This window comes from Burkholderia pseudomultivorans, assembly GCF_902499075.1.
In the GTDB taxonomy this organism is placed as follows: domain Bacteria; phylum Pseudomonadota; class Gammaproteobacteria; order Burkholderiales; family Burkholderiaceae; genus Burkholderia; species Burkholderia pseudomultivorans.
In genome coordinates this window covers 45,512-63,206 of sequence record NZ_CABVPP010000043.1, presented here as the reverse complement: position 1 = coordinate 63,206, position 17,695 = coordinate 45,512, and the positions used below count along the sequence as shown (strand labels likewise).

The 17,695-nt window shown below is 61.5% G+C and carries 17 protein-coding genes and 3 pseudogenes; 12 read left to right on the top strand and 8 right to left on the bottom strand.

All coding sequences use genetic code 11. The annotated features are described in order from the left end of the window. A pseudogene (locus BST28156_RS24150) lies at positions 1-228 on the top strand (flavin reductase family protein); the annotation flags it as partial. A 290-nt stretch (positions 229-518) separates the two neighbouring features. Here BST28156_RS24150 and BST28156_RS24145 read toward each other — a convergent pair. The 3 genes from BST28156_RS24145 to BST28156_RS24135 form a co-directional block, all read right to left on the bottom strand. Beyond that, the gene (locus BST28156_RS24145; RefSeq protein ID WP_012218151.1) at positions 519-1,229 is read right to left on the bottom strand and encodes a YecA/YgfB family protein; all 711 of its coding nucleotides are present in this window, start codon (positions 1,227-1,229) and stop codon (positions 519-521) included. Between the two features lie 109 nt (positions 1,230-1,338). Then, positions 1,339-4,386, bottom strand: coding sequence for a Tn3 family transposase (locus tag BST28156_RS24140; RefSeq protein ID WP_012218150.1), 3,048 nt, complete (start codon positions 4,384-4,386; stop codon positions 1,339-1,341). 29 nt (positions 4,387-4,415) lie between these two features. Continuing rightward, complete coding sequence (locus BST28156_RS24135; RefSeq protein ID WP_012218149.1) at positions 4,416-5,615, bottom strand: tyrosine-type recombinase/integrase; 1,200 nt, start codon at positions 5,613-5,615, stop codon at positions 4,416-4,418. A 143-nt stretch (positions 5,616-5,758) separates the two neighbouring features. On the opposite strand from BST28156_RS24135, the gene BST28156_RS24130 reads away from it, so the two are divergent. Further along, on the top strand, positions 5,759-6,421 hold the full coding sequence (locus BST28156_RS24130; RefSeq protein ID WP_012218148.1) for a DNA-binding protein: 663 nt from the start codon (positions 5,759-5,761) through the stop codon (positions 6,419-6,421). 283 nt (positions 6,422-6,704) lie between these two features. Here the strand turns inward: BST28156_RS24130 and BST28156_RS24125 are convergent, their stop codons facing one another. Next, entirely contained in the window at positions 6,705-7,499 is a 795-nt protein-coding gene (locus BST28156_RS24125; RefSeq protein ID WP_038442161.1) for an SOS response-associated peptidase family protein, read from the bottom strand. A 134-nt stretch (positions 7,500-7,633) separates the two neighbouring features. Continuing rightward, positions 7,634-7,966, bottom strand: coding sequence for an H-NS histone family protein (locus BST28156_RS24120; RefSeq protein ID WP_080746453.1), 333 nt, complete (start codon positions 7,964-7,966; stop codon positions 7,634-7,636). Positions 7,967-8,120: 154 nt separating this feature from the next. On the opposite strand from BST28156_RS24120, the gene BST28156_RS24115 reads away from it, so the two are divergent. From BST28156_RS24115 to BST28156_RS24085, 7 genes are all read left to right on the top strand, one after another. Continuing rightward, on the top strand, positions 8,121-8,309 hold the full coding sequence (locus tag BST28156_RS24115; protein WP_230942997.1) for a helix-turn-helix domain-containing protein: 189 nt from the start codon (positions 8,121-8,123) through the stop codon (positions 8,307-8,309). Positions 8,310-8,422: 113 nt separating this feature from the next. After that, positions 8,423-8,740 carry a hypothetical protein gene (locus BST28156_RS24110; RefSeq protein ID WP_038442163.1) on the top strand — a complete coding sequence of 106 codons (318 nt, stop codon included), beginning with the start codon at positions 8,423-8,425 and terminating at the stop codon, positions 8,738-8,740. A 29-nt stretch (positions 8,741-8,769) separates the two neighbouring features. After that, on the top strand, positions 8,770-8,994 hold the full coding sequence (locus BST28156_RS24105; RefSeq protein WP_105814730.1) for a hypothetical protein: 225 nt from the start codon (positions 8,770-8,772) through the stop codon (positions 8,992-8,994). 55 nt (positions 8,995-9,049) lie between these two features. Continuing rightward, entirely contained in the window at positions 9,050-9,253 is a 204-nt protein-coding gene (locus tag BST28156_RS24100) for a hypothetical protein (protein ID WP_105796513.1), read from the top strand. Between the two features lie 25 nt (positions 9,254-9,278). Next, on the top strand, positions 9,279-9,512 hold the full coding sequence (locus BST28156_RS24095; RefSeq protein ID WP_038442171.1) for a hypothetical protein: 234 nt from the start codon (positions 9,279-9,281) through the stop codon (positions 9,510-9,512). A gap of 11 nt (positions 9,513-9,523) precedes the next feature. Further along, positions 9,524-9,763 carry a hypothetical protein gene (locus BST28156_RS24090; protein WP_038442173.1) on the top strand — a complete coding sequence of 80 codons (240 nt, stop codon included), beginning with the start codon at positions 9,524-9,526 and terminating at the stop codon, positions 9,761-9,763. A gap of 831 nt (positions 9,764-10,594) precedes the next feature. Beyond that, the gene (locus BST28156_RS24085; RefSeq protein ID WP_155633388.1) at positions 10,595-10,765 is read left to right on the top strand and encodes a hypothetical protein; all 171 of its coding nucleotides are present in this window, start codon (positions 10,595-10,597) and stop codon (positions 10,763-10,765) included. A 120-nt stretch (positions 10,766-10,885) separates the two neighbouring features. Here the strand turns inward: BST28156_RS24085 and BST28156_RS24080 are convergent. Beyond that, positions 10,886-11,107: pseudogene (locus BST28156_RS24080) on the bottom strand (transposase); the annotation flags it as partial. A gap of 235 nt (positions 11,108-11,342) precedes the next feature. Between BST28156_RS24080 and BST28156_RS24075 the strand changes: the two are divergent. Next, entirely contained in the window at positions 11,343-12,578 is a 1,236-nt protein-coding gene (locus BST28156_RS24075) for an IS110 family RNA-guided transposase (protein WP_080746441.1), read from the top strand. Here the strand turns inward: BST28156_RS24075 and BST28156_RS24070 are convergent. Continuing rightward, positions 12,532-13,674 (bottom strand): annotated as a pseudogene (locus BST28156_RS24070) (IS256 family transposase); the annotation flags it as partial. The gene BST28156_RS24075 and the pseudogene BST28156_RS24070 overlap by 47 nt on opposite strands. Before the next feature lie 357 nt (positions 13,675-14,031). Beyond that, entirely contained in the window at positions 14,032-14,745 is a 714-nt protein-coding gene (locus BST28156_RS24065) for a DUF4396 domain-containing protein (RefSeq protein WP_038442179.1), read from the bottom strand. A 776-nt stretch (positions 14,746-15,521) separates the two neighbouring features. Between BST28156_RS24065 and BST28156_RS24060 the strand changes: the two genes are divergently transcribed. Both BST28156_RS24060 and BST28156_RS24055 read left to right on the top strand, forming a co-directional pair. Beyond that, the gene (locus tag BST28156_RS24060; RefSeq protein ID WP_038442181.1) at positions 15,522-15,947 is read left to right on the top strand and encodes a MarR family winged helix-turn-helix transcriptional regulator; all 426 of its coding nucleotides are present in this window, start codon (positions 15,522-15,524) and stop codon (positions 15,945-15,947) included. 132 nt (positions 15,948-16,079) lie between these two features. Continuing rightward, a complete protein-coding gene (locus BST28156_RS24055; RefSeq protein ID WP_048803577.1) occupies positions 16,080-17,681 on the top strand; it encodes an APC family permease in 1,602 nt (533 codons plus the stop codon). The last annotated feature ends 14 nt before the right edge of the window (positions 17,682-17,695 follow it).

Here is a 17,695-nt window from a genome sequence, read left to right as displayed (position 1 = left end):
ACCGGTAACTCGAACGTAGGCACAATTGACGTGGTCTTCGCGCAGGTGGAGCGAATCCATATCAATGAGGACTTTGTTACGCGCGAGGGCAAACTCGATATCCCACGCATCCGGCCGCTGGCCCGGCTGGGCTACTACGACTACACCAGCGTCACCGAGGTCTTCGAAATGCGGATCCCGAACGCCAGCGAGGAGGAAGCCAATGGGCTCGAAGGGGCGGCTGGCTGAACATCGCTCGAAGATATCCGCGCGCCATCGGCCAGCGTGAGGTGGGCGAGGTGCTGCCGACTTCCGTGCGCGACACCACAAAGGCACGGAGGGAGCTACACGCAGCGTTCTCGTGGAGCTACGTTTCGGCGTCCACTGTGATGCCGACGTTCGAATGACCGTTGCCGCGGTGGAACCGGCGCCAGAACTTCCGGCCAATAGGGCTCAGGAGTGCCCCTTTTTGGCTATTCTCTGCCGGATACGGATGTCGCGCCTCGCCCCAGCGGTCCTTTCCCTGATTGCGCGGTTGATCAATGCAGAGTGGGCTCGTTTGCGAGACAGCAATGCTTGTACTTGCGGCCGCTGCCACACGGACACGGTTCGTTGCGCCCGACCTTCGGCCCCTCCCGACGCATGGGAAGGTGAGCCGGCATGCTCGCAAGCGCACGCCGGTGAGGCTCGAAATAACGGTAGATATGGGTCAGACTCCCGATCATCGTCTGAAGCAGTTCCTCGCGCTTTTCGGAAGGAATCGGCGGAGGTCGCATCTGCGGGTCGGGGTCATTCTCGTAATGCAGCATCATGATCCGCAGCATGGGGCCGCCGTGATCCTCGTCATCGATGAGCTCGCCCCAGCTTGCCGGGCGTGTCTGGACGCCGCGCATGAAGCCGTGGGCCCAATCGTTACCGGGTGCGATGCCATCGTCTCCTTCGAGCAGCACGGGTAGATACACGTCCGGTTCCCCCAAGGTATGGCGCAACTCGGTCGCGATCGTGTTCCGGTGGCGCATGAGCAAACCCATGATCTGGGCAGCCTGCTCGTCGCTCTCAAAAGCAAAATTTTCACCCCATATATCGGGCAGATATTCGCTTGGTGGCACCATGTCGGGTCCACAGATCAACGCCGCAAAGTAGCCGTCGAGCATTTCGATGTTCATGGCGCTCGGACCAATGGCATCGAGAAATCGAGAAAGGCGAGCGAACTCGCCATCGGTAAGCGGCTGATCGGTGGTCTGGTTCACAATAGGCCTGTGCGTTCGTGGGCGTTCAAGGGAGGGGCGGCACGCCGCTTCCTGGCGAAGCGGGGTGATCGAATCGACCGGCGCCAGCCGGATTCGCTTTGCCGATCGATTATATGCCGTCGGCCTCGCCTGGTATCGCCTCGGGCTCGATGTCGCCTGATGTGGATTGGGTCGCACGCGGAGTGGACAGTTGAGTCTCCGGTACGGGGCGCAGCGGCCTGAAGGTGCCGGCCGGCAGCTTCTGACTTTGCCGCCACACATAGTCGCCGGTCAGGTTGACGTGTTCCCATCCCAGCGGCGAAAGATAAGGCAGCAAGGCGACGTCGACGGGCAGCCCCCTCGCATGCATCGCCTGCACGGCGCGCTCGAGATAGACTGTGTTCCACTGTACGATTGCGGCGGTGACCAGATTCAGGCCGCTGGCGCGATAGCGCTGGGCCTCGAAACTGCGGTCCCGGATTTCGCCGAGCCGGCAGAAAAACACCGCCCGGGCGAGCGCGTTGCGCGCCTCGCCCTTGTTCAGGCCGACATGCACGCGGCGGCGCAGCTCGACGTTCTGCAGCCAGTCGAGGATGAAGAGCGTGCGCTCGATGCGGCCGATCTCGCGCAGCGCGAGCGCGAGGCCGTTCTGGCGCGGATAGCTGCCGAGCTTGCGCAGCATCAGCGAAGCCGTGACCGTGCCCTGCCGGATCGAGGTCGCCAGCCGTAAAACCTCCTCCCAACTTCGCTGGATGTGCTTCTCGTTGTACGTATCACCGATCATCGCTGCAAGCGCGGGATAGTCTTTCACGCTGCCGGGCACGTAGAGTTTCATGTCGTCCAGATCGCGGATGCGCGGCGCGAAGCGGAATCCGAGCAGGTGCATCAGCGCGAAGACATGATCGGTGAAGCCGTTGGTGTCGGTGTAGTGCTCCTGAATGCGTAGATCCGACTCGTGGTAGAGCAGCCCGTCGAGCACGTAGGTCGCGTCGCGAACGCCCACGTTGACGAGATTCGGATAGAACGGCGCATACTGATCGGAAATGTGCGTGTAGAACATCCGGCCCGGCTCGGCGCCGTACTTCGGATTGACGTGCCCGGTGCTCTGCGCGCGCCCGCCGGCGCGGAAGCGCTGGCCATCGGATGATGAGGTCGTGCCGTCTCCCCAGTAAGTGGCGAACGGATGGACGTGCTGGGCGTTGACGAGTTCGGCCAGCGCTTGGGAATACGTCTCGTCGCGGATGTGCCACGCCTGCAGCCATGCCAGTTTTGCGTAGCTCGTGCCTGGGCAGGCCTCGGCCATCTTCGTGAGGCCGAGATTGATCGCATCCGCGAGGATCGTCGTGAGCAGCAGCGTCTTGTCCTGGGTCGTCTCGCCGGTCTTCAGGTGCGTGAAGTGCCGGGTGAAGCCGGTCCACGCGTCCACCTCCATCAACAACTCGGTGATCTTCACGCGCGGCAGCATAAGCGCGGTCTGGGCGATTAGCGCCTCCGCGGCGTCCGGCACCACTGCATCAAGCGGCGTGATCTTCATGCCCGAGTCCGTGATGATGGCATCGGGCAAATCGTTGGCCGCCGCGAGCCGGTTGACCGCTTCAAGCCGCTGCTCGAGCAAACGCCGTCGCTCCGCTAGATATCGCTCGCAGTCGGTCGTGATGGGCAGCGGCAGCAGGTTCTCCTGCCGGATGGCCTCGAATTTTTCGGCCGGCAGCAGATAGTCGTCGAAGTCCTTGTACTGGCGGGAACCCTGCACCCAGATGTCGCCCGAGCGCAGAGCGTTCTTCAGCTCCGACAGCGCGCACAACTCGTAGTAGCGGCGGTCGAGGCCGGCATCCGTGAACACCAGCGGCTTCCAGCGCGGCTTGATGAACTTGGTCGGCGCGTCGGCGGGCACCTTGCGTGCGCCGTCGCTGTCCATGGCGCGTATCGTGTCGATGGCTTCGAGCACGTCGGCGGCCGCCGGTGCCGCGCGCAGTTTCAGGACCTCGAGGAAGGCCGGCACATACCTGCGCAAGGTCGCGTAGTGGTCGCCGATCTCGTGCAGGAAATCGAACGCCTCGGGCTGGGCCAGTTGCTCGGCCTCAGTGACGCTTCGGGTGAAAGCGTCCCACGACATAACGGATTCGATGGCCTGGAACGCATCGCCGCCGTCCTCCTTGGCCTTGAGCAGGGCCCGGCCCAGTTTCCCGAACAGCCTCACCTTGTCGTTGATGGCCTTGCCCGAGCGGTGGAACCGCTCCCGGTGCTTCTTCTTCGCGGTGTTGAAGAGTTTCCCGACAATGCGATCGTGCAGTTCGACGATTTCGTCCGTGACCGTCGCCGTCGCTTCCATCACGATCGCGGCAAGTGTCGCGTGCCGGCGCCGCGGCTCGAATTTCCCGAGGTCGTGCGGCGTCATCTGCCCGCCTTCCCGGGCGATCTTGAGCAGCCGGTTGCGGTGGATCAGCCGGTCAAGGCCTGCCGGCAGATTGACGGCCTGCAGCAGCTTCAGGCGATCGATGTGTTGCAGCATCTGCCTTGAGCTCGCCTTGCCTGGTGGCTGTCGCAGCCAGGCGAGCCACGTCATGCGGCCGTCGGCACGGCGCTGCAGCAACCGGTCGAGCCGTTGGCCGTGCTCCTCCGAAAGCGGCTCCGTCAGTATCCGATAGATCTGGCGCGTGGAGCGCGTGATCGCCTCGGCGCAGATGCGCTCGATGACCGCTTCCCTGGGCAGCAGGATGGTCTGCCGGCGCAGGTGCTCAACCAGCGCCTGTGCGAGCACGATGCCCTTGTCCGTCTGCATCGCCAGGCCGACCAGCGCATGCACCGCGGTGCGATAGTGCGACAGGTTGAACGGCGACAGGCCGAGCTGCGCACGCAACTCGAGCAGGTGTTCGCGGCGAGTTTCCTCGCGCTTCGCGTACTGGGGCCAGCACGCCGGATCGATGCCCAATTGCTGGCCGATCCATTGCAGCATGGCGAGCGGAACCTCCGTCGCTGTCGACCATCCCTGGCCCGGATAGCGAAGCAAACAAAGCTGCACGGCGTAGCCGAGACGGTTCGCGTCACCACGCCGCTGACGGATCAAAGACAGATCGGGTTCGCTGAACGTGTAGTGGCGAATCAGGTCGTCCAGCTCCTCGGGCATGGCCAGGAGGCTATCGCGCTCCGATGCCGACAAGATCGAGCGGCGTGGCATGAGGCTCCTTGAAGAAGAAAGGCAAGCGGTCAGTTCCAGCCGAGCCGGTGACGCGTCTGCGTGGCGTCGTGCCGCGCATCGTCCTCCGCATGCAGGTACACGCTCGTGGTCGCCAGCGACGCGTGCCCGAGGTTGTCGCGCACGAAACGCAGGTCGACCTGCCGATCGGTCATGTGCGAACCGGCCGTATGCCGGACCCAATGCGCCGAGGCGCTGGCGAGCTGATCGGCCTGCGCCTGCCACTCGGGGCCGCGCGCGCGCAGCCGCGCCGCGGCCAACGCGAAGACTTCCTTGACGATCTGGTGGATCGAGCCGCGCGAGAGCGGCTTCTCGTGGCCGATGAGCGGCAGTAGCAGCGGCCGGCGCTCGCCCTGGTACGGCGACGGCGCCAGGCCGTGCGCGCGGCGGTACCGGGCGAGTTCGGCAATCAGTTCGTCGGTGGCTGGCACCAGGCGCGGTTTATTACCTTTGCCGAGCACCTCGATCCACCAGCGCTCGGCGCCGGTGGCATCACGACGGCAGCACACGGCGCCCATCGGCGTGCTGGCGATCTCTGTCGCGCGCAGGCCCGCCAGGTACAGCACGGTGAACAGCCACCGGCAACGCGCTGCGTGCAGCCGCTCGCGCTCGGTACCCACGGGCAACGTCTCGATCGTCGTCTTGACCACGCCCCACCACTCGTGGGTCAGATAGCGCGTCACGGCCGGTTTCCGCGCGACGCCCCGACGCCGCGTGAGTGAGAGGGGATTGCCGGCGAGGTAGCCAGCCTCAACGAGCCAAGCAAACATCGCGTTGAGAATCGTCATCGCATGCCGTACGCTGGTTGACGACAAAGGACCGGCAAACGGCCGCCAATCCGGCGAGGCGCGGCCGGGTTTTTTGCGGGCCGTCATGATCCAACGCCAGGACGGTTGCGGATCGGCCACGAAGCGCTGGTAGACGAGCAGATCCTCGTGCGTGAGCGACGACAACGGCTTGCCGTGCTGGATGACGGTCCACAGCAGCAGCCGCTCGGCTTCCTTGCGATAGGCAGCGAGCGTGCCCGGCGTATCGGTGTACCTCGCGAGCCATGCTGCAACGGCAGCCAGATCGTCGGCGGCGCCGACGTGCCGAACGGCGCTGCGCGCCCGGTTGACGCCGGCCGCCCCCGAGAGGTCGGCCGGAATGCGCAACTGCTCGATGGGCCGGGCAGGACCGTCGGGCGGAACGACGGCAACGGGGTGGGTCATGGGTGTGACGCGTTTTACGGGAGCAGTGTGCAGTATAGTCCAGACAGAAGCGCATTTATGTCTAAAGTTTGGCTACATTCTCAAGATAATTCGCATTTTACGTTGTATTATTTTCAAAACTTCACGCCACTCAACCTCGTCTCATGACGCCCGATCCCACTGCCACTCTCGACGAACAAGCCCTGCTGGCCGACATCGCCGCGCTGCGCGGCCGCTGCGCCGACACACGGGAGCTGTATCGCGAGGTCTGCGCGCTGCTCTTCTTCCGCTACGGCGTGACGCCGACCGCGAACAAGCTCTACAGCCTCGTGCGCAAGGGCAGCATGAGCACGCCTGCCGACGTGCTCAACCGGTTCTGGCAAGACCTGCGCGAGCGCACGCGCGTGAAGATCGACCACCCGGACCTGCCCGACGCCGTCAAGCAAGTCGCGGCCGAAGCCGTCCTCACTATCTGGCATTCGGCCTCCGAGGCGTCCGCCGCCGAACTGGCGGCCCTGCGCGCCGAGACGCGTCACCAGGCACACGAAGCCGAAGTCGCACGGGACCGGGCTGCGGCCGAAGCCGAGGCCGCGCGGCAGGCGGCCTCGTCCACGCAGGTCCAGCTCGAGGCGGTTCGCGCCCAGCTTGCGGAAAGCGGAGACGCGCTGGCCGCCGAGCGCCAGGCTCACGCGGCAACCGACGCGCGCCTGCAGGAAGCGCTGCGGCGGGCCGAGCGCGCCGAAGCCGAAGTGGACGTCACGCGAAGGCTTGTCGACGGGCTGAAAAAAACACCCCCCGCTCGTGGAGCCGCGCGCGCCAAGGGCTGAGCCGCCTTAGCGTACGATTTTTTCCGAATTCTGAAGCCACCCCAGGTAGCGATACACGATTCCGTCATGCCGGAAGCGGCAGCGAACTCGTCCAACGGCGAATTAGGGATCGAATACCCGGAAGGGACTTCAGGATCGTGGCATTTGACAATGGCTGGAAACTCAGTCGGAGGATAGCTGACGATTATTGAATCGTATTAACGTGGCCGGCGCGCGGCAAACTATTCGTTGTCAAAATCCACATTCAATCAACGAGTTACGATCGTCTAACGGCTAATAGTATTCAGATGCATCGGTCGTGTCCGGCCGCGGCGACTTCCGGCGGCGGATCGTCAGTGATCGCCGCAAACGACCAGAGATCGTCCGAGCCGGGGATCTCGGTGCGCGTCCACAAACAAGCGACCTGCATGTGCTGCCGGGGCGTCGGATCAAAGCGCAGCACGACGTTCCGCTCGTCGCGCTTCACGTTCTCGAAAAATGCGTCGACCAGTATCAGCCCGTGCGAGAACCCGTATACCTTGCGCCACGCCGTCGACAACGAATCGACGCGCGCATTGTAGGTGCCGGGCTTTTGCCTCTCATCGCGCTCCGTCCATCCAGGCAGCCGGCACCGATAGCGCATCGGAACGATCACGCGCTTCCCATCGAGCTCAATCAACACGGGCGCATACCAGCCAGGGAAAATTCGCGAATCGCGCTCCTGTAGGTCGGCCCGGCGAAGATCCTCAAGGCCGCGCATCGCCGCTTCGATCTTGTCGGTGGCGATTCGAACGTCCTCGCTGGCGGCCTTGGTGACCTTCGCGGCCAGCTTTTTCTCCGCGGCCGCGAGGCGCGCCCGCTGCTTAAAGAGCTCGGATTCAAGCTCGCTGGCACGGTGAGTGCGATACGCGAAGATCGCCGCCGAAATCTCGTCGTCTCCAGCTGCTGCAATCGCCGCGTCGACTGCTTTCGGGATCTTGATGTCGCCGGACGCTGCGCGCGCGAAATACAGGCGCCTGAAGGTTTCGATGTCCATGTCGGCGCCGTAGCGGCGCACGTATTCGCGGTAGTTGGCTTCGACCTTAGCGGAATAGCACATCGACGTCTCCAGTCAGCTGCGGCATCAAGGCAGGTTACAGCAAGTCCCAGATCGCGATAAACACCGGACGATGAGCATCCCGTCGCGCGAGAGAATCGATCTGGACTGTGTGACGTTTGACGTGGCGCCGCGTCTTACGACTCGCCGGGCCACCACGGCTTAGGGGCGCGATCTATCCGATAGTCGTCGAGGTTCTTCCCGACCAACCATTTTGGACGGGGGCCGAATCCGGACCATTCCTTACCCGTCGACGGGTCGTAGTATTTTGCCGCAGTGCGGCGTTTACGCGGCTTGCGAAATCCTGCAGCCAGCAAAAGCTCCTCCTCGGAGATGCCGTATAGCGCGACCTGCTCGCGAATGGCGTCCAGTGCGGCACGCTTCTCGTCGCGCTTCACCTCCGCGAGTCGGGCGTTCACTTCACGCAATTGGGCCTGAAGTGCCTCGATATCCGTCAACATGTCGTTCATCGTCTGGTGGAAAACCGCAGGATGGTAGCCGAGAACAGCGGGCACTGAAACGGCGGCGAATATCGCGTTGCTCGGCCGACAGTGCGATTAGAGTGCGGTATGATCGGTGGAACATCTACGTTCCATTTGACTGTGAACCATGCGAGAAATAGACGTGCTCTACGGCGAAGATGCGCAGGCGCTGCGCAAAAAGGCTGGATTGACCCAAATGCAGCTTGCCGCGCGATGGGGCTTGACGCGCCAACAAATCGGTCGGTACGAAAAGACAGGCCAGGCGGTGCCCATGAAAGAGGCCGACGCATATCGTGGGCTGGTGCTGACGCTAAAGTCAAATGCAACATAGATGTTTCATTTGCGGCTAATCGGTTGTACGATTGGCCTCATGATTCCGGCACACGAGCCGATAATCAAAACGACTACTGGGGAAATACGACCCAACGGAAAACACGATTCAGGATGAACAATTTCATACTCGGCATCGCTTTTGCGAACGCTCTGCCAGTTCCTTTCGCTTTGATGCTATTCGCGGCGCTCAGCGCTGCATTTAACGTGATTCTTGGACGGCACAAGGTGATTTCCGGTGTGGCTTTACTGCTCCTGCTAGTGACCGTGCATACGGCCAGCCTTGCGCTCGGTGCCGCTGGCTTGGTCCTGTCTTTGCTCGCTCAGTGCATGAACATGTCGGAGCCCGACAAAGCAGTGCCCGCAGCCGGGCATCCAACTGAATCGGAAAACGCCGGCACGCCGGCATCGAAAAAAAGAGGGGAATTTTGATGGTACTGCAAGCGCTTGGGGTAGCCGTAATGCTGATCGTCACTTTCCAGATGACGATGCTCATCTGGTCGTCGGAGACGTCGCTGAGTGCGGCCTATGTGGCCAGTTGGCGGAAAACCGGAACTGTCTTGACCCACCTTTTCCAGATTCAGGCCGGTCCCGGCCGGCGGTTCGGGATCGTTGCATTCGGCTTGGTCGGCTTCTACGTCGCGATCGCAGCTGCAATTGAAATCGTCGCGCCGCTCGGCCACTGACCTAGTGCAAAACATCAACGTGAACCGGAAACACCGAATCCTGAAGGCGTTTGCCATGACGTTCATCGCCGTGGAAATGTTGTCACTGTTTCTTGCGCCGATTCTCACGGCCGTTCGACCGGAGCTTTCGCTAGGCTCGCTAGTTTTAAACCTGATCGTCGGCGGCGCCTGCGGTGCGGTGCTTGGGCTGCTGTTTGGTATCCAGCAAGCGATTACAGCGTCCACACCAAACGGCAAAGTCTGGTACGACTACATCTAAGACCCAGGAAAACGGAGGCGCTTAAATGACGCAGACATACGATGAGAAACAGGTGCGCGAATGGACGGCGGAACTGACCCGCTTGGCGGGTCAGATCGCCGCGGCAAAGGGCGTTCCGAGCGCAATCGTGATGATCACCCCGCGTGACGAGGGCTATGAAGATGTTGTGCCCGAGCTGATCGCCGAGGACGCCTTGAACGTCCATACGTACGGATGGCCGGAAGGTTTCGAAATCGAAATTCTCAACCAAGCAGGCTAGGAAAAGGCGCGATGATGGACGTCAAGCGAAGTGATTTTGACGGTGCAGTTCGGAAGCTGCTCGGCGCCGAGGCCTACGAGAGCACGGTCGTGCTCCCCCAAGCGTCAATCCCGGCGCAATGCGATGCTGTTGCGCGGGCCATGCTTCTTGGCGAACTCGTGTCCGACGACGGAGAGGCGATCGGGATCGTCCGCCTTATTGCGCAACGGCTGATGCGCGGCGTGGGCGCTCACGGCCTCATCAGCGACTAGGAAAAAAAATACATGCCCTCGACACTTGGTTCCAATCACATCCTGCCATCCTCGGATCTCTTAGACCGCTTGGCGCCTGCATATGAGCCGTGTGCGGGACTGGCGGGTGGATGCCGAAACAAGGTCTCTTGGGCGCCGGAGCGGGGGCATGTGCCGCGTGGATATTGTGGAGCAATCGGCGAGTTGGCTGAGGTCCGTCTCGTGCTCGTGATGGCAGAACCGGGTGATCCTCACCGCTCCGAGTCGCATATGGATGACGGCTCTGCTCGTGGGCGCCAAGAATCGGCTGCTCGGTATGCCTGGCAGGCTTTTGAGACGGGTAAGGACCTGTTTCATCGGCGCGTGCGCGAGCTGCTCGACGCGTGTTGGCCAAGTGTGGATTTTAATACCCAGATGCGGTGGACTTGGATCACTGACTCGGTGTTATGTTCCGCAAGCAAGGAAGGCGGATCAGTGCCGATCAGTGTTGTACGCGAGTGTGGAGGGCGTTTTCTGCACGCGCAGTTGGCTATGTTTCCGAATGCCATAGTTGCCGCCTTGGGCAATAAGGCAAAGGAGCGGCTGCGATCGTGTGGAGTGCGTGAGTTTTTCGCTGCAGGGGCGATCGCCCCTCCTGGCTGCAATTTTCCGGCTAATAGGGCTTCGCATGAACGCCTCGCGGCTTATGTTCGAGCAAGATTCCCCGTATAGGAAAAGATGATGTCCTTCGATTGCCAGTCCTGCGGTGGCTGGTGCGCATACTCCCGCACTAGGCTCAAGTTTCTCGAAGAGGACACATGCGATGGCAATCCTGGGGGATGTGCGATTGTGAGACCGGCCGGATGAAGTGCGATGGCGATCGTTGTGTCGCTCTGGCTGGAAAAATCGGTCAGCGGGTCTCACGAAGCGATGTGCGGGAGGGTATTTTCTGCTCTGTATCAGGTCGCCGGCGACTATGGCAATGCCGTTTGTGCTAAGTTGCTCGATGTGAGAGAGATCGGCAACAGCACAAACAAGTCGTAGAACTTCGGAAAACAACGTGACCTTCGTCAATATCTTGATCGGTATTCTGGCTTTCCTGATCGGTCTGCTGAGCCGCCGAACCTGTCCGCATTTTTGTGGGCGAGGCGATTGAACAACGCGTTATCCACGTGCCTGCGTAAATCGCTCGCCGAACAGGATAGCAAACTGGTTCATTGCTGATTTCCAGTCGAACGCGGACCGTACGGTCTTGGCCAGTACGTTGCGTAGCGCCAGCCAGAGCAGCTTGATGGCCGCCTCGTCGTTCGGGAAGTGACCGCGCGTCTTGATGATCTTGCGCAACTGCATGTTCAAACTTTCTATGGCGTTCGTAACCGGCATGATATAGCCGGTGCCTCGCGTTCCCGCGCCGAGCGGTTTGAGCGTATGGTGTGACCATCCGGGACATGGGGCACTGGGGAGCACTTCGGGTGGGCAGGCCGTTCCTATACGATGAGCCGCGAGCTCGTGTTAGTAGTTGGCCGCCCCTGCGACCCGCCCGGTTGCGCTGCGAGCGCGAATCCGTAGTTGTCGTGCTGTCCCACCGGCTCCCAACAGTGATCTGAAACGGGAGACGGTTATGCGAATCGTAGGGTTAGATGTGTCGCGCTCCGTGGCCGAGATCGCGTACCTGGAGGATGGCACGCTGCATGCAGGCGGCCGCACCGGGTTGCGGCGCGATGAACTGGAGCGCTTTGCGGCCAAGCTGCGTGCCACCGATCATGTGGTACTCGAAGCGACCGGCAATACCACTGCCATCGTCAACGTCTTGCGCGCGCATGTCGCACGTGTGGCGATTGCCAATCCATTGCAGGTTCGGCTAATTGCCGAAGCGCGTGTCAAGACGGACAAGATCGATGCGGCCGTGCTGGCGCAGCTGTATGCGAGTGGCTTTCTGCCGGAAGTATGGATGCCGGACGAGCGCACGCTGGCATTGCGTCGGCAGATCGCGCGCCGTTCACAGCTGGTGCGGCAACGTACACGGCTGAAGAACGAAATTCACGCAGTCCTGATTGCACACCTGATCGAGCGATGTCCCGCGACCGATCTGTTTGGCAAGAAGGGGCGTGCGTGGCTCGGTGTTCAACCGCTGCCACTGGATGAACGACTGGGTGTTGAGCAGCGACTGCGCGAACTGGACCGCCTCGGCGACGATCTGCGCGAGGTGGAGCAAGCGCTCGCGCAAGTGACCATCGACGATGCGCGATTGCGCGTGATGCTAACGATCACTGGCGTGAACACCACAGTGGCGATCGGACTGCTATCGGCCATCGGCGACATCGCACGGTTTCCGAGTCCGGAGAAGTTGGTGAGCTACTTCGGTCTCAATCCATCAGTCTATCAATCCGGTCCGGCACCGGCCAGGCATGGCCACATCACCAAGCGCGGGCGCTCTTATGCACGGGCGATGCTGGTCGAAGCCGCTTGGGGTGCCACGCAAGCGCCCGGCCCGCTGCGCGCCTTCTTCCTGCGCGTGCGCGATCGCCGCGGCCAGCAAATTGCCGCCGTCGCGACTGCTCGCAAACTCGCAGTAATCGTATGGTATGTGCTGACACGCGGTGAACCGTTCGCGTGGGATCGCCCGGCGTTGACTGCGCACAAACTGCGCGCGCTGGAACTGCAGGCCGGAATGCCGGCGCAGCATGGCTCGCGCAAAGGTTCGGCTGCGGCCTACAGTCTGAAGAGTGTCCGTCAGCAAGAGCGAGCCGTGGCTGAGCAGTCCGAGCGAACCTATCAAAGACTGTTTAACCGGTGGAAGCAGTCGCGCCCCAAATCAGACAGCGCGCCGATACGGTGGCCGGAGGCGCGAACATAGCGAATGAGCGAAGCGCGGTGCGGGACTTGTGCATTTCATCCGTCGTATATACAATTTTCCGGATGTCAGGCGCGAAGGCGTAGAACGGAATCACCTGATCCCAGGCTCGGCGCCAGAGGGCGGCAATCGGGGGGTATTTCGTACCCCACGGGCTCGTATCGAACGCATCCAGCGCCACGGCAGCGGCTTCGGCCGACGGCGCCCGGTAGACCTCCTTGAGCGCCGCTGCAACCGATTTCCTGTCTTTCCAGCTGGCAAAGTCCAGCGAGTTCCGGATCAGATGCACGATGCAGGTCTGGACCGTCGTTTCCGGGAACACCGTGTTGATCCCTTCCGGGAAGCCCTTCAAGCCGTCGACCACGGCGATCAGAATGTCCTGCACGCCGCGCAGCTTCAGGTCGTTCACCACCCGCAGCCAGAACTTGGCCCCCTCGGTCTGCTCGATCCAAAGGCCCAGCACGTCACGTGTGCCGTCGCGCCGCACGCCCAGCGCCAGGTAGATCGCCTTGTTGCGCACGACGCCTTCGTCGCGGATCTTGACGCGCAATGCGTCGAAGAACACGACCGGGTACATCGGCTCGAGCGGCCGCTGCTGCCATTCGCGCACCTCATCGATCACGGCATCGGTCACAGTGCTGATGAAGTCCGGCGATACTTCGATGCCGTACATCTCCAGCAGGAAACCCTGAATCTCCCGCACGCTCATGCCGCGTGCGTACATCGCGATGATCTTGTCGTCGAAGCCGGTGAAGCGTCGCTCGCCCTTGGCGATCAGCACCGGATCGAAGGTGCCTTCGCGGTCGCGCGGAATCTCGACGTCGAGCAGGTCATCGTCGGTCGCAATGCGCTTACGGCTGGTGCCGTTGCGATGGTTCGTGCGGCCAACCGGCTTGGCTTCGCCCTTCTCGTAGCCCAAGTGGTGGGTCAGTTCGCCGCCCAGCGCGCGCTCGAAGATTGCCTTCTTGAGCGCCGCGAGCCGCTCGTTGATCGTCGCCCGATCCAGCGTGCCGGGTACCAGTTGCTTGATGAGTTCCGGGTCTAGGTTCAAGCCCTTGCCCGGCTCAATCGTCACTTCTTCCTTGCGTTTGCGTGGCATAAAGTGGCTCCTTGGCCGTCAGTTTATGCCTCACACACAAAGATTCGGATAGGCTCCACCAATCGCCACAATCAGGTAGGGGCTGCTGTCCGCCGGTGCATCGGTCGCCTCTCTGCATTATGGGTGTGCCGAGCCCGACACATTCATTTCCCATCCTAAAAAGGCGAGCCCTTTTTGGCAAGAGCCCGCGCGAGCGTGCCCGTGGCGCAGCTCGCCTTATCCCATCGAGAGCGCCACGGCCAGTAGGGCGCGTACCAAACATGACCTTAGCCCGCAAAACTGTCCAATTTGCAAGTGGAAAAATTCCGACCGGGACGAATACTGGTCCAGTGGTCAGTCGGGAACCACGAGCATGCGCTACATCTTCTCCTTTACCCCCGTTCGGACAAGCCACCAATTGATTGGATAGCTAGTCGCAAATCCGGCCAGCATCGCGAGCTGCATCGCGAACCAGAATTCGGGGCTATCCACCGGTGCGATCCCGCCGTACATGCGACCTAGCCAAAGAAACTGGATTACCGCCATAAGTCCATACATGCCGATCTGCCACGCCATTATCGACATAATGTCGGCTTTGAGCGCTGCCCGGAGTCCTTGGCGCATCGAAAGATGTCGCATCGGCTTGATGGTGAAATACTGGAAAAGGATGCCGAGCAGGAAGGCTAGGATGAAGTCGGGGATCCAGACCGCGAACGTTTTCTCTGCAAAGAGAGAATGCCATCCGAACCACACCGCCAGACTGGGAAATAGAAACGCCAGCCATTCAGCGAGAATGTCGCCGAGGGCGCAGCCGGCGCCGCAATGACTCGTTCCCTTCATCACGATCACCGGGAAAGAACCGGCGGAGTTGCCATTCCCGTCTCTCGGGATATTCCTTCCCCAGGCGTAGTAGCTGGTGAGCCAAAGGATGGTTCCAAAGAGCGTGGTCAATGGCCATACGAGATTCATAATCCATGCTTTTTGTGGATGCTTCACTTCATCTGCCGCCACCACGCCCGCACATGCCATGCCAAGACCAATCCAAGCAATGGATACAGCATGTAACCAGAATGGAAATTTGCCTGCATTCATCACTTACCCCGAAAAGTAGACGAGTACGCTCCGCCGGAGGACCTTGGCGAGTTGGATGCTAGGGGCAGCAACGCGTATTCCTTGTCGAGCGGTATTGCGGCGGAGGTCGATCGTCGCTGTAGGCGTGGTTTCGGCCGAGCACGTTCCGACGAATATTTTTCACGCGGCAAGACATTGAATGAGCGGATCGACGCATTCCATGGGCGCGTCGTGCCTGCGGAATGGCGCGAATTCGGTCCACCACGCACCCGTGCCGGTTGATAGCCGGGGTACTAGCGAGTTACGCGGAACGATGCACGAGGAAGCCGCGCGCCGCAGTTGCATGACAGTGCGTACTGAACGATCACCACCTGAAGCGATCACCGACCAACCTAGATCCTACGTCCCAACCGTTCGGGTGATAGGTGATGCTGGGGATGTAGACCGGGACGGACGTCAAATCGCTTGCCGCCGGATGCTGGACGTCCGGGATGATCGCCGGCGATGCCCGCGGGTTGCCCACATGCAGTATATTTCGCGCCGGAGCCGTGATGCGGCCGGGGCTTCCCGCATGCAAGCCGGTTGAACGAGCGGGCTGTACGACGACCATGGCGATCAGCAGCGTTATTGAAATACCGTCCACTTCTCCTCACCAATTCACGTTGATAGGGTCGGTCCACGCAGCAACAGGAGTAGAGATTGATGAAAGCACTTTGCACTACCCGCTATGCGCGCCTATATTTTAGGTCACGTGATGACATGATTCCAGAAAACTACCCGTGTTTCTGGAGTTCGTAATGGCAGCAGGTACTCGAAAAGCGACCACAAGCGTCACGAAACATGACCTTGAGCAGCTGTCCGAATTCCGCTACCGGCTGCGGCGTTTCCTGCGTTTTTCGGAGGAGATTCTCCATGCCGAGGGGCTCACGCCGTTGCAGTACATGCTGATGTTGCACACCTGCGCGTTTCCGGACAGATCATGGGCGACCGTGGGCGAGATTGCCGAGCGGCTGCAGGCGTCGTCGCATGGTACGGTGGCGCTCATCACGCGCTGCGAGGCAGCGGGGCTCGTCCGGCGCCAGACGAGCGAGCAGGATAGACGGCAAGTGGAGATCCATCTGACGGAAAAAGGGGCGGAATGCTTGCGCAAGGTGGCAGCTTTGCACAAGTCGGAAATTCAGTCGTTCGGCTGGGCATTCCAAGACGTCACCGATACCAACTGAGCGCGCGGCAGGGAAACGCGCGGATTCGCCGGGACGGCCGAGATGCATCGGTCGTCGCGACAACAAGCAGGGACGAACGAACACACACGAACACACACGCAGCAGGGGGAGGTCGTTTGCAAGGAGTCGCTTATGAGCACGACCTCGAGCCTCAATCTGGAAGGCAAGCTCCGGCGTGACGCCGGAATCATCGGGCTGTTGTTCGCCAGCACGACCAGCATGGTCGGTTCCGGCTGGTTGTTCGGCGCCTATCACGCATCGCGCATCGCCGGCCCGCTGAGCATCGGCAGTTGGGTGCTGGGCGCGATCATCATCATGCTGATTGCGTTGTGCTTCGCCGAGCTGGCCGCGATGTTTCCGCGCAGCGGCGCGCTGGTGCACATGAGCCATGCGAGCCACGGCGTTGGTTTGGGCCGCATCTGGTGCGGTCTCCTGTTTCTTGCCTACGTGCCGGTCCCGGCAGTCGAGGCGGAGGCGATCGTCACCTACGCGAACAACTATCTCCCCTGGTTCATCCAGCCCGGAAGCGCGGGCTTGCTGACGGCGATCGGTTTCATGGCCTGTGCGGGCCTGCTCGGGATCATGGCCCTGCTGAATCTGATGGTGATCCGCTGGCTGTTGAGCGTGAACTCGACCATCACGTGGTGGAAGATCCTCGTACCGCTTCTGACCATCGCCGGCTTGCTGACCACCAGCACGCACTGGGGCGTGCTGCAGGCGGCGCCCGACAGCTATCACCTCTCCGGGATGTTCACCGCGTTGCCGGCTGCAGGCATCGTCTTCAGCTATCTCGGCTTTCGCACGGCCATCGACCTGGGTGGCGAAAGCGCCAATCCGCATAGAAACATTCCGCTCGCGGTGATCGGTGCGGTGCTTCTCGCAGCCGTCATCTACATCCTGCTTCAGATCGCGTTCATCCATGCGCTCGCGCCGGCCGACCTGACCGCGGGATGGAACCATCTCAGCTTCAAGGGCGAGATGGGGCCGTTCGCAGGGCTCGCCGCGACGCTCGGCATGGGGTGGATGGCAACGCTGCTTTACATCGACGCATATGTGTCTCCTGGCGGAACCGGCCTGATGTATGTCACGGGCGGCTCGCGCATCCTGTTCGCAGCAGGTGAACTGGATGCGGGCCCGCGCATGCTGACGCGACTCAATGCCAACAAGATCCCGTGGGTCGCCGTACTGATTATGTGGGCAGTTGGCGTGCTGTTCCTGCTGCCGTTTCCGGCTTGGCAGCAGATGGTGAGCTACATCACGTCGATTACCGTTCTCACGTACGGACTGGGACCCGTCGCGCTGCTGGTCCTGCGACGCAACATGCCGGATCTGCAGCGACCGTTCCGCATGAGCGGAGCCGGGTTGATTGCGCCGATCGCCTTCGTCTGCAGCAACCTCGTCATCTACTGGACCGGCTTCAAGACCAACAACTTCCTGTTCTCGCTGGTCGCAATCGGCTTCGTCCTTTACGCGCTACACCATCACGTCGTCTTGCGTCGCAGCGCGCGAGATTTTGGCTGGAATCATATCGCGTGGTTGCTCCCATGGTTCGGCGGGCTTTGGTTGTTGTCCTGGATGGGCGGGATCGGTGGCGGCCTTGGCGTCATCGGATTCGGCTGGGACATTCTGCTGGTCGCCGTGTGGAGCCTGGTGGTACTTGCGCTGGCCATGCGCAGTGCGCTCGATGCCGGCGAAACGTCGGAGATGATGGGGCGGATGAACGAGACCAGTTGAAGGATCCACCTACT

Bases quoted from the DNA above. Each gene is read 5' to 3' on its own strand.
- BST28156_RS24140 (WP_012218150.1), bottom strand. From the start codon at position 4,386: ATGCCACGCCGCTCGATCTTGTCGGCATCGGAGCGCGATAGCCTCCTG.
- BST28156_RS24135 (WP_012218149.1), bottom strand. From the start codon at position 5,615: ATGACCCACCCCGTTGCCGTCGTTCCGCCCGACGGTCCTGCCCGGCCC.
- BST28156_RS24130 (WP_012218148.1), top strand. From the start codon at position 5,759: ATGACGCCCGATCCCACTGCCACTCTCGACGAACAAGCCCTGCTGGCC.
- BST28156_RS24125 (WP_038442161.1), bottom strand. From the start codon at position 7,499: ATGTGCTATTCCGCTAAGGTCGAAGCCAACTACCGCGAATACGTGCGC.
- BST28156_RS24120 (WP_080746453.1), bottom strand. From the start codon at position 7,966: ATGAACGACATGTTGACGGATATCGAGGCACTTCAGGCCCAATTGCGT.
- BST28156_RS24110 (WP_038442163.1), top strand. From the start codon at position 8,423: ATGAACAATTTCATACTCGGCATCGCTTTTGCGAACGCTCTGCCAGTT.
- BST28156_RS24105 (WP_105814730.1), top strand. From the start codon at position 8,770: ATGCTGATCGTCACTTTCCAGATGACGATGCTCATCTGGTCGTCGGAG.
- BST28156_RS24100 (WP_105796513.1), top strand. From the start codon at position 9,050: ATGACGTTCATCGCCGTGGAAATGTTGTCACTGTTTCTTGCGCCGATT.
- BST28156_RS24095 (WP_038442171.1), top strand. From the start codon at position 9,279: ATGACGCAGACATACGATGAGAAACAGGTGCGCGAATGGACGGCGGAA.
- BST28156_RS24090 (WP_038442173.1), top strand. From the start codon at position 9,524: ATGATGGACGTCAAGCGAAGTGATTTTGACGGTGCAGTTCGGAAGCTG.
- BST28156_RS24085 (WP_155633388.1), top strand. From the start codon at position 10,595: ATGGCGATCGTTGTGTCGCTCTGGCTGGAAAAATCGGTCAGCGGGTCT.
- BST28156_RS24075 (WP_080746441.1), top strand. From the start codon at position 11,343: ATGCGAATCGTAGGGTTAGATGTGTCGCGCTCCGTGGCCGAGATCGCG.
- BST28156_RS24065 (WP_038442179.1), bottom strand. From the start codon at position 14,745: ATGAATGCAGGCAAATTTCCATTCTGGTTACATGCTGTATCCATTGCT.
- BST28156_RS24060 (WP_038442181.1), top strand. From the start codon at position 15,522: ATGGCAGCAGGTACTCGAAAAGCGACCACAAGCGTCACGAAACATGAC.
- BST28156_RS24055 (WP_048803577.1), top strand. From the start codon at position 16,080: ATGAGCACGACCTCGAGCCTCAATCTGGAAGGCAAGCTCCGGCGTGAC.